This is a genomic window from Candidatus Phycosocius spiralis, assembly GCF_030158815.1.
Classification (GTDB): Bacteria; Pseudomonadota; Alphaproteobacteria; order Caulobacterales; family Aquidulcibacteraceae; genus Aquidulcibacter; species Aquidulcibacter spiralis.
The window spans coordinates 21,663-38,858 of the sequence record NZ_BPFZ01000006.1 but is presented as its reverse complement, the minus strand read 5'-3'; the positions used below and the strand labels follow the sequence as shown (position 1 = coordinate 38,858).

The following is a 17,196-nucleotide window of genomic DNA, read 5'->3' as shown; positions in this document are numbered from 1 at the left end:
CATGGACCTAAGGAGAATAGCCCAAATCCTTAGTTTTCGGCTTCTGCAAGGCGCCGAGCAGTATCGTCTGCTATCAAAGCTTCAACCATTTCGTCTAAGCCACCGCCTTCCAAGAACGCATCAAGCTTATAGAGTGTCAGATTGATGCGGTGATCGGTCACTCGGCCTTGGGGAAAATTATAGGTGCGGATCCGTTCAGAGCGATCACCAGAGCCCACTTGGGATTGCCTATTGGCTGAACGTTCTGCTGCTAAGGCCAAGCGCTCTTGCTCATAAAGGCGGGCTTTAAGGGTGCGCATCGCAATCGCGCGGTTTTGGTGCTGGGATTTTTCCGATGAGGTGACCACGATACCGCTTGGAATATGGGTGAGGCGGACGGCCGAATCGGTCTTATTGACGTGCTGACCTCCCGCACCAGAAGAGCGGTAGGTATCGATGCGAATATCCTTGTCGTGAATTTCAATCTCGACGTCCTCACGCGCGGGCAAAACGGCCACAGTAGCGGCGGAGGTATGAATGCGCCCGCTGGCTTCGGTGGTAGGCACGCGCTGAACGCGGTGTACGCCGCTTTCAAACTTCAAGCGCCCAAAAGCCCCTTCGCCAGAAATAGAGGCAATAATTTCCTTATAACCTCCCATTTCGCCTTCAGACACGCTCTCGACATCGACTTTCCAGCCAATGCCCGCGGCATAGCGCTGGTACATCCGAAAGAGATCTCCGGCAAAAAGCGCGGCCTCATCGCCACCTGTGCCAGCGCGAACTTCTAAAATGACATCGGCCTCATCATCGACATCGCGCGGTAGCAGCAAAATCTGTAGCGCCTGTTCCATCGCCGGGATGGTTTCGCGCAGGCTTTCTAGTTCAGAGGCCGCCATTTGGGCCATCTCATCGCCAGCTGGCAGATCGAGGATCATCTGCTCCAGCTCAGCGGTTTCGTTACGCGCGCGCTCAAGCTCGCGGATAGCGTCAGCGACGGGTGCTAAGTGTGCGCGTTCTTTCGACAGTTTGATGATTTCTGTGCCATCGCTTGAGACCGACAAACGCGCATCAATCTCGTCAAAGCGGTCGAGAACACGAAGGAGGCGATCTTGGGATAGGCGCATAAACCCTCGGCAATGAGCACAGCATTTATCAGTTCGTCGCAGCGTAATCTGCAAGGCTCAATGGTAAAGCAATCTACCAACAGTTCACTCAAGAGCCCTTGGTCGCAAATGCCGATCAAAAAGCCTCAAGCAGCTGCGGCTTCAGCCAGCTTCGCTTTAATATCGCGACGAATTTTGCGCGCGCGATCAGACATTTTAGTCTCATCCATCTTGACAATAAACCCGTCCAAACCTCCATTATGATCAACTGAGCGCAAAGCAGCCATGGTGATGCGCAACTTGAATGCACGACCCAAAGCCTCAGAGGCCAAGGTGACCTCTTGCAAATTCGGCAAATAACGACGCTTGGTCTTGGTGTTGGAGTGGCTAACAATATTGCCAACCATAGGACCGGTTCCGGTCAATTCGCAACGGCGCGACATAGCGATTTCTCTCTTGCTAAAGCCTTGTCACTCTCAGATGGAGTGCATATCGGCGCATTTGTGATTTCCAGCCAACCCATGGTCTTGGGCCACTAAGTGGTGGGCTTTTACTTTAAAGACTAGCCAGAAGAGGGGCGCGGATACGGGTTTAAGAGCACAAAGTCAAGTCAAGGGGTGTTGTCAGACTGCCAAATCGGGCGGTATCGTGGGCTTGATCCTTGTGCACGGCATATGGGTAATACTGGCATGTCATTCACCGCATTCTCATCAGTTATTAACCTTATCGCCGCAGAGAAGCCGTATTTATTGGCTATTGGCAAACAGTAGCCCTTTAACCTATTAGTGAGGCGTTTATGGACGCGGTATTTTCAGCAACCGGTTTTTCCTTCTTAGACTTATTTCTTAAAGCGGATTGGATCGTCAAAGCCGTCATGATCGGCCTAGCCTTAGCCTCGGTTTGGTCTTGGGCTGTTGCCATTGATAAATGGTTGCAAATGCGCCGTTTAGAGGCTGGTGCCCGCTTGGTTGAAGCGGCACTGGCCGAAGGACGTGGCATTGAAGCGATCGAAGATAGCGCCAAGCCGGGAGATGCTACGGCACGGGTTGTTGGGGTTGGCATGGCTGAAGCGCGGTTAGCAAAGCGCACCCCCAATCAAACCGAAGCGGGCCTAGAACGTGCCATAGAACGTATGGAGCGGGTGATGCAAGCGGCGACGGCTCGCGAACTGGCAAAGGCTGAACGCGGCATAGCTGTTTTAGCCACGATTGGCTCTTCTGCACCTTTCATTGGTCTATTTGGCACAGTCTGGGGAATCATGAATGCATTTCGCGGTATCGCCCAATCGCGAGATACGAATTTGGCGGTCGTAGCACCTGGTATTGCTGAAGCTTTGTTCGCCACAGCACTGGGCCTGTTGGCAGCAATACCTGCTGTCATTTTCTACAACTGGCTTTCAGGCAGCCTCGATCGATTTGCTGTGCGTTTGGATGCATTGAGTGATGATGTGATCGCTCGCGCATCACGCCGCTTACAGGACCCAAGCTAAAATGGCGTATAGCATGACATCACGTCGCGGCTTATCCAGACATGGCCGCCGACCTAGACGTTTGATGGGTGAAATCAATGTCACGCCCTTTGTGGATGTGATGCTGGTTTTGTTGATCATCTTTATGATCGCAGCCCCTCTCTTGACTGTCGGGGTGCCAGTCGATTTGCCTAAAACAGAAGCTAAGAATCTGCCTACAGAGACAGAGCCCCTTTCGGTGACGATTTTGGCGAATGGTCAGGTTTATCTGCAAGACGAGATGATCGCTTATGATCAATTAATGCCCAAACTGACCGCCCTTGCTGGGCAAGGCTATGATCGGCGCATTTTCATCCGTGCTGCTGAGAAAGCCCCTTACGGTATCGTGATGCAGGTGATGGCGCGGATCAACACAGCTGGGTACAAAAACCTTGGATTAGTCACCGATACGGTTGAGCAGTAGGATCGAACCTGTGCGCCCGCGCACCACTGCCCCCAATCGCACTCTTGCTGCAGGTGGTAAGAACGCCTCGTTGAGCTTCGGATTACCTGCGTCTTTGTTGGCGCATATCGGATTTCTGGCCATTGGTCTGATCTCATGGCAGAAGGCACCGCGCTTTACACCAGAAGCGGTGATTGGAGTTGATTTGGTCGCCGATGAAGCCAGCGTCATTGGCCCAAAAACGGCGGCAGAGACGGAAAGTCCCGGCGAAGAAACCAGTGAAGCGACACAGGCCCCAGACCTCGTTTCTGATGCAGTGCCAGAGGCCAGCCAAGAGCAACCAGCACCGCAAAATGCGCCAGAGCAGCCAAAAGTGCCAAAGCCCACGTCAAAAGCGGCCCCCCCAAAATCTCAAACGCCAGCGCCTGCAGCAGCTCCGGCAAAAACCCCCAACAAACCTCAAGTTCAAACTCCTCCGTCGCCCCAATTTGACTTTGCTGCTGCCAGTGCAGCCGCCAGTGGTGCTGATTCAGGAGGAAGGCGGACTCCAAAACTGACCGCCAGTGGCCAGGCCGCCCTGCAAGGGCGCGCAGGTGGGGGAACCCAATTGACCGGTGATCTGGAGGCGACTTTACGCCGACAAATTTATGGGTGCTGGCTAGAACCTGCCCAAACCAGTGGACTGGATCGTTTGGTTGTTGAGGTGCAAATCGAATTGGGCATGGACGGCCAGCTGGTCCGTGAACCCAAGCTTGTCCGACCCAGTTCACGCTCTGGAGCTGATGGCGCGCTTTTGGTTGCGATCGATAATGCGCTGCGGGCCGTACGCCAATGCGCGCCATTTGATTTGCCCCAAGATCGCTATAGCCAATGGCGGCTGGTCAATTTTAGCTTTGACAAACGCAAAAAGGCAAACCCGCCCTAGGTATTTGGCTCTATGACCCTAGGATGGTGAGAGCTTTAATTCAATCCGTGTGGGCTCCAAGCATGCGAATGTCGTGACTTTAACAAAGCTCTCATCATCAAATGATTGTGATAATGGCATTGTTTGAGCATTTATAATCATAATGCCCTATCGCAACTTGAAGCAAGTTTAACCAAATAGATGGGGCTGTGCGTCCTTTAGGGCTAAGCTGCAAATCCACATTGTAGTGTCATTTTCCAGCCCCTGATTTTCCAGGGGGTAAACCAATTTCAGGAGATTTTTCAGTGCAACCACGCCCTATTATGTCGTTTCTCATCTTTATTGTTCTATGGGGCAGCGCCTTCAGCCCATCCTTTGCCACAGCGGCTGCTCAGACACCAAGCTTTGTTGTACCGCAATGGAAATCCGATGATGGCCAAGTCGCAGTGCGGATGCGGGGTCGTTGGCAGCAAGATTATTTTTCCATCAAGAGCGATTTTGGCGATCCAATGCGCGATAAGGATTATTCGAGTGAGAATCTGCGCGGACTGCGTATCGGCCTAGATGGGAGCGTCTCCTCTCAATTCGCGTTTCGTGCTGAAGTTGATTTTATCAATGAGCAAACCAATTGGAATGATGTCTTCGTGACTTACCGTGGTAAGAATCACGATCTGACCTTAGGGCAACAATTTCAAGCTTCTAGCCTTGAAGGCTCCATGCCCAACCTAGTTTTCCTATTGCCTGAGGCAAGTCTTATGACCAACGCCTTGTCGATGCGCATGCGCGCCTTTGGCTTGAGTGCCCGCTGGCGCGGAAACAAATGGCAGGCAATCATGGCGGCTAGCGGTGGTAATATCAATGCCGGGGATATTTTTGGTGACGATGTAATCAAAAAAGTTCAAGCGCGTGTCAGTTATGCGCCCATCAATCAAGCCGGAAATGTACTCCATTTTGGCATCAACGCAAGGTCGCGCGAAACCCAAGACGGTCCCAGAATTAGCTATCGCGCCCGCCCAGCGGGCACGGCGCATAGTCCACGCACGATAGATAGCGGTGCCATCGCTTCTGGTGATGCCAATCTTGGCCTTGAAACCATATGGATCAAAGGACAACTCAGCCTATCGGCGGAAGCTCAACATGTTTGGTCTGATCAAAACCACACTGTAAAGCCTCTGTCCGGGGGGTATCTGGAAGCCAGCTATTGGTTAACAGGTGAAAGGCGTAACTACAGTTATGAGGTTGGTAATTTTACAACTGTAACGCCAAAGAAATCGCTCTTAAAGGGGGGCGTGGGTGGTATCGCTATTGTATCAAGGATTGAATTTTTAGACCTCGGTCAGTCATCGCGACCCGTCAGTTTGGCTCAGCCTAATCCAGCAGGTATCAGCCAAGGTAGGGCCGAAGCGGTTTCGGTAGGCCTGGTATGGCTACCCGTTGAATATGTGATGTTTCGCTTAGGTGGTGCCCAAACCCGCTATGATGGTCAAGCCCGAGGATTTGATGGTAAAGGCAAGACGCGCGTTGTGACGGCGCGGGTTCAGTTCAGCTTTTAAGAACACTCAAAACCTTTTCCCAACTGGCGCATAGGGTTGCCGTAACCAAAAGAGAGGCTTAATCAAGGCGCCATGTCTGAACGTCCAGCCTTTCTCGATTTTGAGAAACCCATTGCCGATCTTGAAAAAAAGATCGATGAACTCACCATAACAGCTGAAAAAAGTGGGGCAAAAAGTGTGCGCACCGAAGTGGCCAAGCTGCGGCAAAAAGCCAATCAAGCGCTGGCTGACCTTTACCAGAATTTGGATCCGTGGCGACGTACCCAAGTGGCCCGCCACCCGGACCGACCCCACTTTAAAGACTATGTGGAAGAGTTAATCACCGATTATGTTGAACTCGCAGGCGATCGTAAGTTTGGGGAGGATGCCGCAATTTTGGGCGGCCTTGGCCGCTTTCGTGGGCGGCGCGTGGTTGTGCTGGGTCATGAAAAAGGCCGCACGACACCCCAACGCTTAAAGCACAATTTCGGCATGGCGCGCCCTGAAGGTTACCGCAAAGCGGTGCGGCTGATGGATATAGCTGAGAAGTTTGGCCTAAGCGTGATTACATTTGTCGATACCGCTGGGGCCTATCCTGGCCTTGATGCAGAAGCGCGTGGCCAAGCCGAAGCCATTGCCCGCGCGACGGAGCGTTGCTTGACCCTTGGGGTACCGATGGTGTCGGTGATTACAGGGGAAGGTGGCTCTGGCGGAGCGGTGGCAATTGCTGCGGCCAATTGTGTTCTGATGTTAGAAAACTCTATTTATTCAGTGATTTCACCCGAAGGGGCCGCATCAATCCTCTATCGCTCCTCTGACCGGGCCAAGGATGCAGCAACAGCGATGAAAATCACTGCAGCTGATCTATTGGGCTTTGGCGTGATTGATGCGATCATTCCAGAGCCCTTAGGGGGTGCCCATCGGGCACGCGCCACAGCTATAAATTCGGTTGGTAATATGATTGAAAAATCACTGTATCAACTTGATGGGCTCAACAGCCAAGCAGTGCGGGCACATCGGGCAGAGCGCTTTTACAGAATTGGGCGCACGGTGGCTGAAATATCCGCTCCAGAATTATCCGCCCCAGAGGATGTGACGCACATTAACCCCACTTAATGGGACCAATTCGCGAGTGCGTCGGCGACAACCCAGAGCCGATCTTGACCCCAAACGCACAGATCCTTGACAACAAAACATGGCACGCCCCAATGACCCAATTGCTGTAAGTCCAAGCGATTGTCTTCTGCTTGTGCCCGCCAAGCATCTCCATTCAACCGATCGCGGGCTCGGTTCCAATCAAGTCCTGCCGTTTCGACGATACGCCGCAAATCCCGGTCTGAACCAGCATCTAAACCTTGCGACCAAACTGCCTGAAGAAAGGCTTCACAAAATTCAAAACCCCGACCTATTTCAATTGCCCAAGCTAAAATGGCATAGCCACGCTCAACAGGCCTTCCGACAGGATCCGCAATTCGGCCGAACGGGACGCTGAGCCGCCTCGCCTCACGGGCACAATCCAAGGTGATATATTGACTTTTGATCTTCAAATTCGGTAAGCCACGCATAGACATTGGCACAACAAAACGTAACCTTACCTCAATTCCATAGGTTTCGATCAATTGCTTGACCCTTGCACACGCAAGATACGAATAGGGACTGCTAAAGGATAAATACCAATCCAAAATGAGGGGTGTTACGTTTCTCTTTGCATGTGGTCGTAGCCTCAGTGCTGGAGGGGGGACAATATAACCAAAGTCATGCCCCATTTTTTGGGCACCAACTTCTTTTAAACGCGCTTCAAGATAATGAAGACGATCAACCCCCCAATACCATTCCCCACCATAATAGATCATCGCCCCCATATAATGACCAAGCTGAGCCCGCTTTTGGGTACCCTTAGCTAAAGGTGTGAAGTCAAAGGGAACTATAGGTTTTGGTAAAGTTTTGGCCCAAAAAGCAAAACTAATAACCAAGGCTTTGGCCACTGCGTCCGAACGCCATAGACACTTGCCAATGTCATGTTGAGCCGATTGGACCAGATCCGCATCGGGTTGGCTACCATAATCTGTGAAAGTTAAGCCCGTACGTTGTGCCAATCTCTGACAATCTGCCCGGGCATAGTCGAGCCAGTGCTTGCGTTCTGGTAGAGTCCAATCTTCTGGCGGCTCTACCACCCAAAGCCTAACATCAACCTCATAGCGATTTTGCATCATGTTTAAGGCTTGCAGGGCCAAATGGCTGTAGGGATCATCAACTTGGTGAAAATAATCAAGTGTATGGCGTGCGCTGCTCCGTTTACGCAACTCTTCAAATTTTTTTCTGAGCTGATCTTGTCGTTTTGCACTGGTGATGTATTCAACTATTCGTGACACCACAGCTGTTTTAAGCGACATCGACTAAGCTCCTAGAGAATCGCTGCAAGCCTAGGTATGTGTGGCTTTAAAGTCAAAAAAGGGAAGCTCCCACAAATGCTTGGTTGGTCGGTTCAATAAGACCTTATACCCTTGACCTCACCACACGCTGAAGGCTCTTGGATCATGGACACCTCCAATCCAATGTAATAATACTTATCAATAAAATCGTTGGCACGTCTTAGAGTTGAAAGGGCTTATAATCAGGATACGGATCATTCAACCTCTATTCAATCAGTCGTCTTTACTACCAAGAGATTTTCATCAAAAATGCGATTTGGACGATGAATTTTGGATTTTGAATTATGGCTCTTTAACACATGAGGTCCCAAATCAATGCTCTATGTTAGGCTGAAAGGGTGCAAGGTATAAGTGGCTCAAGCTTGGCTTGACATGGGTAAGGTCGCAATTAATCCACCGCCAAAGCTACAACTTCAAAGGCATTTTAATCCGAATCGGACTGCCCAAGCGATGTTGAAACAGCTCTACACTTAAGCTACCCATCAAAGGGTTGTGCACCCGTAGCTCAGCTGGATAGAGTGTTGCCCTCCGAAGGCAAAGGTCACAGGTTCGAATCCTGTCGGGTGCGCCATTTTTTAGTCGAAGATTATCACTCAACAGGGTTAGCTTTAAGAATTGAGTGGCTTGGCATGCACTTTCGTTTTGGCTTCCTTTAATCACCTACATGCCTTGCCTTTTCTCCTTCTGGCCCCTCCAAAGTTTCGATAAAGCCAGCAAGATGTGTAATCCAGTCTTCATCGCCATCTAGTGAGCGTTCATCGAGGCGATACACGCGTCGCACACCTATCAAAGAATTGGTCAAACATGCGGATGTGCAGTGTGCCAAGGTTTGATCATCAATTTCTGCCTCCTCGATTAAACCTGCACCCAATAGGCGCCCCCGAATAATTCCCGGTAATGCGCCATCACTGACTGGTGGAGTCAAAAAACGATCCTGATAGCGCACGATCACATTAGCGCGGGTTGCGCAGGCAATGCGATTGCCCTGCCCCCGCATCAGTCCATCCTCGGCACCTAAAGCCTGCGCCCTCGACAAAGCAACGACATGATCAACATAGGACAGGGTCTTAAAACGTGAAGAAGGTGCACCCCATGGGCGTACGACGTCTACACACGATAGGCTTATAGCCGGATATTCGCTTTCAACTGGACTTAAGGTCGCCAGCATAAAAGGTGAAGCGTCTATGGGCATTTGCAATCCGCGCGCACCAACCCCCCGGGTCAAAGTCAACCGCATGGCACCTGCTACCCCCATTGATTGTTTCGCAAGTTCTAACAATCCCGACTCAATCGTCGCGACATCAAATGGTATTACGATACCAAGAGCTTGCGCACCATGACTTAAGCGAGCCATATGATCTTCAAAAAACCGAATAGACGCCCCTGTCCATAACAAGGTTTCAAACAGACCATCACCTAAAGTGAACCCCCGATCATTAAGCGGAATCCTCACCTCGTCAATTGCAACAATCTGACCGTTCCACCAACAGTTTGTTATAGGGCTTGGCATGGTCAAAATGTTAGCCCATCCTGTGTAGCAACCCGCACAGCGCGCACCTTCATCAAGATTTCTTCATATTCTTTTCTGGGGGTGCTGTCTGCAACGATCCCTGCACCCGCTCGCGCATCGATCTGCCAGTGACCATGATTGAGATGACAGGCGGCGGTTCGGATCAACACGTTCGAATCAGCGCCCCCATCAAATCCAACCCAGATCATAGAACCACACCACGGCCCGCGCAGCTCGTTCTCAAGTTCACAAATAATTTCCATCGCCCGGATTTTCGGAGCGCCAGTGATAGAACCGGGCGGAAAACAGCTTTTTAGGGCATCAAAAAAGCCTAGACCTGGTTTTTGTTGGCCGACGATTTCAGAAACGAGGTGATGTACCGTCGAAAAACTCTCTAGAGTACATAATCTGGGTACTTTGATGCTACCAGGCAAGCAGACCCTAGCCATGTCATTACGCATCAAGTCCACAATCATCAAATTCTCCGCCCGGTCCTTGGCACTTTTCAGCAAGGTCTCAGCGCTTTTATGGTCAAGATCAACATCCTCATGCCGGGCGGCTGTACCTTTAATGGGTCTGGTCTCAAGTTGGCCATCAAATCTGCGGGACAAAAAGCGCTCTGGTGAATGCGACACAACCGCCCGATCTTTGAGCCTTAAGTAGGCCGCAAAAGGTGAAGGATGGCGCGCCATAAGGCGTAAGAACACATTTAAGGGCGTGTCACCTTGCCCCAAGACACCTGAAAAACGCGCCGATATATTGGCCTGAAATATATCCCCCGCTTTGATATAGCTTATGGCGCGCTCAAATTGATCTTCCACCAGCGGACGCGCCATTTTTGCGACGAGGCCATTGGATTTCGAGCGGTTGGAGGTGCTGAACTCTGGGGTTGCAGGGGAGTGTGCTCGCATAGCGGACGCTACAACCTGCGCTTTGGCTTGGGCAAGAAGTGGATTGTGCTGGCCGTCTTTGGTTAGACCCCAAGAGAGCGCCCAAGCCTGACACGATTGTCCGTCAAAAATGGCTAAACTGTCATAGAGGCCAAGCCATAGTGATGGCCAGTTAAAGGCTGGATTATTTGCATCTATATCCGATGGCACAGGCAAGACTTCAAAGGCTCGTCCCAAATCATAACTCAAAAGCCCAGCCCAGCCACCTTGAAAGGGTCCAAGATTAGGGTCCAAAGCGAAGGGATATCGATCTAGTTGGGCCTGCAAGCCCGCGAATGGGTCTGTTTGGTCATGGTTATGACCTATCTTTGTCACCACCGGCTCGCGCAGAATGTAAGACCAGCGGGCTAAAGGATGGTCACCCCCGCCGATAAAAGCTAAACAACCCACTTCTTCACCGATCCGCGCCAAAACACGCAAGGGCTCGATCCAAGGGACAGAAATAATTGAAGGTGCGATCACGATGGTCTATGTAGGGCAAATGGATCTGAAAGTCCCCCCTTTGCGACAGATGACTGCTGTTTCAAACCCCATCATCTGGCATCCTATTGTTGCCGTCCTTCTTTGTGGAGCCACCCATGAGCTATATTCTTATACATAACCCCGGGTGTGGTTCGTCAAAAAAGGGGTTAGAAATCTTACAGCAGGCGGGGATCGATCCGCAAATCCGCCTCTATATGCTGGTTGCGCACCGGTTAAGTGTGGACGAACTTAAAGATATTGCGGCCAAAATGGGTGGCGTGTCGCCACGTGCCTTTTTGCGTGAAAAAGATGCCGCTGATTGTGGTCTGCCAGCCGACGCTGCGGATGAAGTGGTTTTTGCGGCTATGGTTAAAAATCCTAAGCTGATCCAACGGCCAATTGGAATCAATGGCCATAAGGCGGTGCTGGGCCGGCCAAATTCTGCACTATTAACGATTGTCTGATTTAACTTTTTACTCAAACCCGCGACCTGAAACCTATGTTAATCCTTGCCATTGATACGGCCTTGAACGCCTGCTCTGTGGCTCTCGTAGCCGATGGGGCGACACGGATTTCGATGGTTGAACCGATGGCTAAAGGCCAGGCCGAACGTCTGCCCTACATGGTTGATGAGGCCATGACCCAAGCAGGCTATGATATGGCCGATCTGGACCGCATTGCTGTTACGCGCGGTCCGGGGACATTCACAGGTGTACGTATTGGTCTTGCTTTTGGCCGTGGTTTGGCGATTGCTTTAGGCAAACCCTGTGTTGGCCTTTCGACGCTGGAAATATTGGCCAAGAGGGTGGACCAGCCCAAAGTGGTGGCGGCGATTGAGGTTGCTGGAAGCCTTTTTATCGGGGCTTGGGCTGATGGACGCTGCGAACTGCCGCCAATTCGCTATGGCCCTGACACCATGTTGACGGCTCTGGACGAAAGTTGGACCATTACCGGGCCTGGTGCGTCTGGTTTGCTTCCCTTGATGCCCAAATCGGCTATAGAAGACCAAGATTTGTGTGATCCTGTGGTGTTGGCGCGTCTGGCATCAGCTGCTGCGCCACAAGATTATCCCCCCTTACCGCTTTATCTGCGCGGACATGACACAAAAGTGCCATCAGGCTTGATCGCAAGGGGGTTAGACTAATGGAGCTGCGCGCTGCCACCTTAAGTGATGCGCCAGCCATGGCTGAATTGCATCGAAGCTGTTTTGATGTGCCTTGGTCGGTGGATACATTTACGACCTTTCTTGCCACCGAACAGGCCTTCGTTCTAGGTAAGCCGATACAAGCCTTCATTATGGTGCGCACCAGTGTGGATGAAGCAGAAATTTTGACGCTGGCCGTTGCTCAACAATGGCAGCGCCATGGTCTTGCCACCCGCTTATTGGCCCACATCTTAGCAGCCTTAGCGCAACACTCTGTTCGGCGTATATTCTTAGAGGTCGCTTGTGATAATCATGCAGCCTGTGCCCTTTATAGCAAAATCGGGTTTCTACAGGTAGGGGTGCGACAGGAATATTATATCCGGCCAAATGGCCACGCGATGGATGCTAAAATCCTGTCATATGTATTGGACGATACAAATGATGTGAAAAAGCTAGACGAAAGCGATCATAACTCGCATAGAATTCAATATGACGGATGGAAGCAAAATGGCAGATCGCATTGAAGCCCTGTGCGTGGAAAAAGGTCTGAGAATGACAGAGCAGCGCCGGATTATTGCGCGCACCTTGTCCGAGGCTAAAGATCATCCAGATGTCGAAGAATTACATCGCCGCGCTGCCGCGGTCGATAAGGGCATATCGATTGCAACCGTATACAGAACCGTGCGCTTGTTTGAAGAGAGCGGCATTTTAGAGCGCCATGACTTCCGCGATGGGCGCTCGCGCTATGAAGAGGCGGGTGCCGATCACCATGACCACTTGATCGATATGAAGACCGGTCAAGTTTTAGAATTTGTCGATCCACAAATCGAGCGTCTGCAACAAGAAATCGCGCGCCGATTGGGTTATCGCCTCGTCGATCATCGCCTTGAGCTTTATGGGGTTCCGTTGGATGAGGGTTAGGGGGCGCGCCCGATGATTGCCCGGGGATGGCTCCACCTAAAGATGAATAGGTCTGGGACGGCTTGTGGTGCAGACCCTCCCTACCCCAAAGGCCTCAATTCATTATTGTTGCGCGATTTTTAAGGGTCATGTCCGTTTCGAGCCATTGACGCACGTTTGGTTCTTTAGAACCAAGTTGTGCGTTCAAATCAAGAAATTAAGTCCGCGTCTTTTAGGTAAAAATGAAGTGGACCTAGGGCGGCAGCTGTCCAAAGGAAAGCTGGACTTGACGATACAAAACGCCCAGTCACGCTTGGCAGAATTCAGTGGCAGCCTGCCATCTTCGTCAAAGTCCCAGCACCGCCTAAGCGGTACATGCTAAAATGCGCAGATAGGGATTGGGAATAGTTAGGGGTGAAAAATGCCTTCAATTTGGGGATAATGATTTTTTTAGGCTCATGAGGGCTGTGAGGATAAAACCAGCCCATGACGAAATGACTATCGTGGCGCATCGTATGGGCCGCGCTTGCAGCCCATAGAGGTTTTGTGGATCAACTGGCCAGTCATGGATTGATCCAATGTTGTTCGGGCAGTTACTCACGATCATAAGCTACCTGATTTTGGTGGTTTCTATCCAATCATCAACTTATCAAGCGCGGCCTATCAACCAGGGGCTTGGCCATAAGTTTTGTGTGTGTTAGCCCCATTTCTTTGAGACAAGCCTCAACCTAAGGAAACCCCTACCATGTTGAAAAAGTTCCAGTTAACCCTTGCGGTTCTCTCATCCTTGGCAATCATTGGATGCAAACCGGCCGATACCGCGAAGGAAAAATCCGTCATGGTGGGGCTGCCATCGCAAGACTCTTCTAGCGCCCTACAAGACGCCAATGCGTTTGCCGCTGAGGCTTTTTTGGCCAAGAATAAATTGGTACCTGGGGTGATAACCACCGCTTCAGGCCTTCAATATGCGGTGATAGCCTCGGGGCCCGCAACCGGCCTCAAACCGACCGCAGACTCCATTGTTCAAGTCAATTATGAAGGTACGCTTTTGAATGGGGAAGTGTTTGACAGTTCATTTAAACGCGGTGAAGCGGCAGAATTTCCAGTGGGTCAATTGATTCCAGCTTGGGTTGAAGCCCTGCAAATGATGCGGCCGGGTGATGAATGGACTATTTGGGTTCCACCCGCGATTGGTTATGGTGCGCAAGGTGGTGGCCCTATCCCTCCCAATTCCTTATTGATTTTCCGCATGCGCCTCGAAAAAATCGTCAGCGGACCAGGTGCGAAATAGCGCAGCATTCGCTAATGACAAACGGTCTTCGAGGGCTTATAAAGCTGATTAGATCGACTTTGATTGCAGTTGCAGTCAAAGCGGCTCCGGGTTCCCGGGGCCGCTTTTTGTTTGTCTAAAATCCTCCCGGACCTTGGCTTGGCTCGGCATAACTTGGCTCGGCATAACTTAAAGAGGTGATTGTGCGAACGACTTCGCCGCATGAAGATAAGCTGTTGGCCCTGATTGAGCCTGCTGCCCATGATTTGGGTTATGAAATCGTGCGCATTCGTTTGATGGGTGCGCGGCGCAAAACATTTCAAATCATGGCTGAACGCCCCGACGGGCGGATGTCCTCGCGGGATTGTGAGAAATTGTCACGTGGATTGAGTCCGCTTCTAGACGCTGAAGATCCAATAGATGGGGAATATACACTCGAAGTATCCTCTCCTGGTATTGACCGGCCTTTGACGCGGTTTCTTGATTTTGAACGTTGGGTTGGTTGGGAAGCCAAGCTAGAGCTTGATCGCGATATTGATGGGCGCAAGCGCTTTTCAGGCGAACTCGCCGGCATTGAAGACGCCAATGTATGCATCAATCTGGAGGGCGAAGAAGATACTGCTTTGATACCATTTGATTGGATAGCAAGCGCCCGTTTGGTGCTGACAGATGATCTAATCCGTGAATCGCTAAGCCGCCGCGGGGCAGATGAGAGAGAACTTGAACAACTCGAAAAGGCTTTAGACGATGATCAGGTGGAATTTGTCTCCTTAAACGCTTTACCCGATGTCGACCCAGATCAACCCTACCCTGATCAAACATAAAAGTGATTTATTCGCTTCAGAAGGAACATACCCATGGCCATCTCTGCCAACCGGCTTGAACTTTTGACCATCGCCCGGTCAGTTGCCTACGAAAAAAATATCGAAGAATCCATTGTCGTTGAGGCAATTGAAGAGGCCATCAGCAAGGCTGCGCGCGCGCGATATGGCGCTGACCATCAAATTGATGCGCGCATCAATCTCAAATCCGGTGAACTGACGTTAAAACGCAAGCAGCGTGTGGTTGCGACCCAAGATGAGGTGGAAAATCCTAATCAGCAAATTCCCCTCTCTGTCGCCATACGCATCGACCCCAGTGTTAAGGTTGGCCACGTATTTGAAGAGGATTTGCCCCTGTTTGACTTTGGCCGGGTCATGTCCTTGACCGGCAAACAGGTGATCACCCAGCGTGTACGCGAAGCCGAGCGTGATAAGCAATTTGAAGAATATAAGGACCGTGTTGGTGATATCATCAATGGCATCGTAAAGCGCGTCGAATACGGCAATGTCATCGTCGATCTTGGTCGGGGCGAAGGCGTTATCCGTCGCGATCAAACCTTGCCACGCGAAAATCTCAACATGGGTGACAGGGTACGTTGCTATATTTATGACGTACGTCGCGAGCCCAAAGGCCCGCAAATCTTTCTATCGCGCGCCCATCCAGGCTTTATGGCGAAGCTGTTTGAGGCTGAAGTTCCTGAAGTATATGACGGCGTGATTGAGATCAAAGCAGTGGCGCGTGACCCATCGTCGCGGGCTAAAATCGCGGTTTTAAGCCACGATAATTCCATAGATCCAGTGGGGGCGTGTGTTGGGATGCGCGGATCACGCGTTCAAGCAGTCGTTAACGAATTGGGCGGCGAAAAAATCGACATTATCCCATGGTCACCTGATCCCGCGACTTTCATTGTGAATGCACTCCAACCTGCCGAAGTCACCAAGGTTGTGCTCGATGAAGATGAAAACCGGGTTGAAGTTGTGGTGCCAGATGAGCAATTGAGCTTGGCCATTGGTCGGCGCGGGCAAAATGTTCGTCTGGCCAGCCAGCTCACCGGTTGGTCGATTGATATTTTGACCGAGGAAGAAGAGCGTTCGCGCCGCGAAAAAGAAGCCAATAGCCGCACTGATTTATTCATGGGTGCGATTGACGTCGATGAGATGATGGCACGCCTTTTAGTCTCAGAAGGATTTGAAACTATTGAAGAGCTTGCTTATGTTGAGCTTGGTGAACTCCTGCAAATTGAAGGCTTTGATGAAGATGTGTCGGCCGAGTTGCAGGCTCGTGCGCGCGATTATATTGAACGTGCTCAAACTGAGCTGAACACAAAGCGCGCTGATTTAGGCGTGGAAGATGCGGTCTTGGATTTGCCTGGTGTAACTTTAGAAATCGCAATCAAGCTGGGTGAAGGCGGGGTCAAGACTGTTGAAGATGTCGCAGGTCTGGTTTCAGACGATCTACGCGGATGGTTTGAAGTCAAAAACGGCGAGAAGGTCCGCTTTCCTGGCCTTTTAGAAGGCATGAGCATGAGTGTCGAAGATGCTGACGCTTTGGTTATGGCGGCTCGTGTCAAAATGGGATGGGTTGAAGCGCCACCCGTGGCTGACGTTCTAGAAGAGGCGGAAGTAGCCGCCGATGGACAAGAGTGAGCGTCGTGAAGGCGCTGGACGTGTCCGGCGCTGTATAGCAAGCGGGCAAACACTGCCAGAGATAGAGCTGTTGCGATTTGTTGCCTGTCCTGGTGGCTGGGTCTTGCCCGATCCAGCTGCGAAGGCACCCGGGCGTGGCGTTTGGGTTGGCGCTTCTTTGGCTGCGGTTGAGCAGGCGATAAAGAAAAAAGCATTTGCTCGCGGCTTTAAGCGTGAGGTTAAAATCGCTGAGGATTTGATTGAAACAATCGTCCTTGGCCTACGTAGGCGCTGTCTTGATCATTTGTCGTTTGCGCGCAAGGCTGGCTCCATAGTCTTGGGCAATGACATGGTGCGTGCTAGTTTAGTGACCCAAAAACCTGCTTGGCGCCTCGAAGCCAGCGATGGTGCAGCCGACGGGCGCAAGAAATTGGACGGCCTTTGTTTAGCTTGGGGTGGGGTGCCAACTGTAGGCTGTTTCACTGGGGTGGAAATGGGCATGGCGTTAGGGCGCGATGTTGTGGTACATGCTGTTTTGTTGCCAGGTCGTTTAGCCGATAGCTGGACGGCAGACATCAGGAGGCTAGCGGGATTTGTTCCATTAGTACCCGATGATTGGCCAAAAGACTGCCCCTAAATGTTGGGTGCATGTA

18 protein-coding genes and 1 tRNA gene are annotated in these 17,196 nt (G+C 51.3%); 14 read left to right on the top strand and 5 right to left on the bottom strand.

Annotation, left to right across the window (positions count from 1 at the left end; translation table 11 throughout):
- Window positions 1-29 precede the first annotated feature (29 nt).
- Complete coding sequence (gene prfA, locus PsB1_RS06020; protein WP_284359749.1) at window positions 30-1,103, bottom strand: peptide chain release factor 1; 1,074 nt, start codon at window positions 1,101-1,103, stop codon at window positions 30-32.
- A gap of 125 nt (window positions 1,104-1,228) precedes the next feature.
- The gene (gene rpmB / locus PsB1_RS06015; RefSeq protein WP_284359748.1) at window positions 1,229-1,525 is read right to left on the bottom strand and encodes a 50S ribosomal protein L28; all 297 of its coding nucleotides are present in this window, start codon (window positions 1,523-1,525) and stop codon (window positions 1,229-1,231) included.
- A gap of 353 nt (window positions 1,526-1,878) precedes the next feature.
- Between rpmB and PsB1_RS06010 the strand changes: the two genes are divergently transcribed.
- The 5 genes from PsB1_RS06010 (at window position 1,879) to PsB1_RS05990 (ending at window position 6,544) form a co-directional block, all read left to right on the top strand.
- Window positions 1,879-2,571: a MotA/TolQ/ExbB proton channel family protein gene (locus PsB1_RS06010; RefSeq protein WP_284359747.1), complete on the top strand. Its 693-nt coding sequence runs from the start codon at window positions 1,879-1,881 to the stop codon at window positions 2,569-2,571.
- Between the two features lie 13 nt (window positions 2,572-2,584).
- Complete coding sequence (locus PsB1_RS06005; protein ID WP_284359745.1) at window positions 2,585-3,013, top strand: ExbD/TolR family protein; 429 nt, start codon at window positions 2,585-2,587, stop codon at window positions 3,011-3,013.
- 10 nt (window positions 3,014-3,023) lie between these two features.
- Entirely contained in the window at window positions 3,024-3,917 is an 894-nt protein-coding gene (gene tolA, locus PsB1_RS06000) for a cell envelope integrity protein TolA (RefSeq protein WP_284359742.1), read from the top strand.
- A 284-nt stretch (window positions 3,918-4,201) separates the two neighbouring features.
- A complete protein-coding gene (locus PsB1_RS05995) occupies window positions 4,202-5,449 on the top strand; it encodes an OprO/OprP family phosphate-selective porin (protein WP_284359741.1) in 1,248 nt (415 codons plus the stop codon).
- Window positions 5,450-5,521: 72 nt separating this feature from the next.
- On the top strand, window positions 5,522-6,544 hold the full coding sequence (locus PsB1_RS05990; RefSeq protein WP_284359739.1) for an acetyl-CoA carboxylase carboxyltransferase subunit alpha: 1,023 nt from the start codon (window positions 5,522-5,524) through the stop codon (window positions 6,542-6,544).
- Here the strand turns inward: PsB1_RS05990 and PsB1_RS05985 are convergent.
- Window positions 6,541-7,821, bottom strand: a complete 1,281-nt coding sequence (locus tag PsB1_RS05985) for a DsbA family protein (protein ID WP_284359737.1) — start codon at window positions 7,819-7,821, stop codon at window positions 6,541-6,543. The two genes, PsB1_RS05990 and PsB1_RS05985, sit on opposite strands and share 4 nt — an antisense overlap.
- Window positions 7,822-8,354: 533 nt before the next feature.
- On the opposite strand from PsB1_RS05985, the gene PsB1_RS05980 reads away from it, so the two are divergent.
- Window positions 8,355-8,431, top strand: a tRNA-Arg gene (locus PsB1_RS05980).
- An 81-nt stretch (window positions 8,432-8,512) separates the two neighbouring features.
- Here PsB1_RS05980 and PsB1_RS05975 read toward each other — a convergent pair.
- Together PsB1_RS05975 and PsB1_RS05970 are read right to left on the bottom strand one after the other, a co-directional pair.
- Window positions 8,513-9,370 (bottom strand): aminotransferase class IV, encoded by an 858-nt coding sequence (locus PsB1_RS05975; RefSeq protein WP_284359736.1) that lies wholly within the window; start codon window positions 9,368-9,370, stop codon window positions 8,513-8,515.
- 2 nt (window positions 9,371-9,372) lie between these two features.
- Window positions 9,373-10,782 (bottom strand): anthranilate synthase component I family protein, encoded by a 1,410-nt coding sequence (locus tag PsB1_RS05970; protein WP_284359735.1) that lies wholly within the window; start codon window positions 10,780-10,782, stop codon window positions 9,373-9,375.
- A 116-nt stretch (window positions 10,783-10,898) separates the two neighbouring features.
- Between PsB1_RS05970 and PsB1_RS05965 the strand changes: the two genes are divergently transcribed.
- The 8 genes from PsB1_RS05965 (at window position 10,899) to PsB1_RS05930 (ending at window position 17,180) form a co-directional block, all read left to right on the top strand.
- The gene (locus PsB1_RS05965; protein WP_284359734.1) at window positions 10,899-11,246 is read left to right on the top strand and encodes an ArsC/Spx/MgsR family protein; all 348 of its coding nucleotides are present in this window, start codon (window positions 10,899-10,901) and stop codon (window positions 11,244-11,246) included.
- A 35-nt stretch (window positions 11,247-11,281) separates the two neighbouring features.
- Window positions 11,282-11,926 (top strand): tRNA (adenosine(37)-N6)-threonylcarbamoyltransferase complex dimerization subunit type 1 TsaB, encoded by a 645-nt coding sequence (gene tsaB / locus PsB1_RS05960; RefSeq protein ID WP_284359733.1) that lies wholly within the window; start codon window positions 11,282-11,284, stop codon window positions 11,924-11,926.
- Window positions 11,926-12,450, top strand: coding sequence for a ribosomal protein S18-alanine N-acetyltransferase (gene rimI / locus PsB1_RS05955; RefSeq protein ID WP_284359732.1), 525 nt, complete (start codon window positions 11,926-11,928; stop codon window positions 12,448-12,450). The genes tsaB and rimI overlap by 1 nt, the downstream gene beginning before the upstream one ends.
- Entirely contained in the window at window positions 12,434-12,847 is a 414-nt protein-coding gene (locus PsB1_RS05950; protein WP_284359731.1) for a Fur family transcriptional regulator, read from the top strand. Before rimI ends, PsB1_RS05950 begins: the two co-directional genes overlap by 17 nt.
- A 724-nt stretch (window positions 12,848-13,571) precedes the next feature.
- Window positions 13,572-14,117 carry an FKBP-type peptidyl-prolyl cis-trans isomerase gene (locus tag PsB1_RS05945; protein ID WP_284359730.1) on the top strand — a complete coding sequence of 182 codons (546 nt, stop codon included), beginning with the start codon at window positions 13,572-13,574 and terminating at the stop codon, window positions 14,115-14,117.
- Window positions 14,118-14,299: 182 nt separating this feature from the next.
- Window positions 14,300-14,920, top strand: a complete 621-nt coding sequence (rimP, locus tag PsB1_RS05940; protein WP_284359729.1) for a ribosome maturation factor RimP — start codon at window positions 14,300-14,302, stop codon at window positions 14,918-14,920.
- Window positions 14,921-14,953: 33 nt separating this feature from the next.
- Window positions 14,954-16,564 (top strand): transcription termination factor NusA, encoded by a 1,611-nt coding sequence (nusA, locus tag PsB1_RS05935; protein ID WP_420887884.1) that lies wholly within the window; start codon window positions 14,954-14,956, stop codon window positions 16,562-16,564.
- Window positions 16,551-17,180 (top strand): RNA-binding protein, encoded by a 630-nt coding sequence (locus tag PsB1_RS05930; RefSeq protein WP_284359728.1) that lies wholly within the window; start codon window positions 16,551-16,553, stop codon window positions 17,178-17,180. The genes nusA and PsB1_RS05930 overlap by 14 nt, the downstream gene beginning before the upstream one ends.
- The last annotated feature ends 16 nt before the right edge of the window (window positions 17,181-17,196 follow it).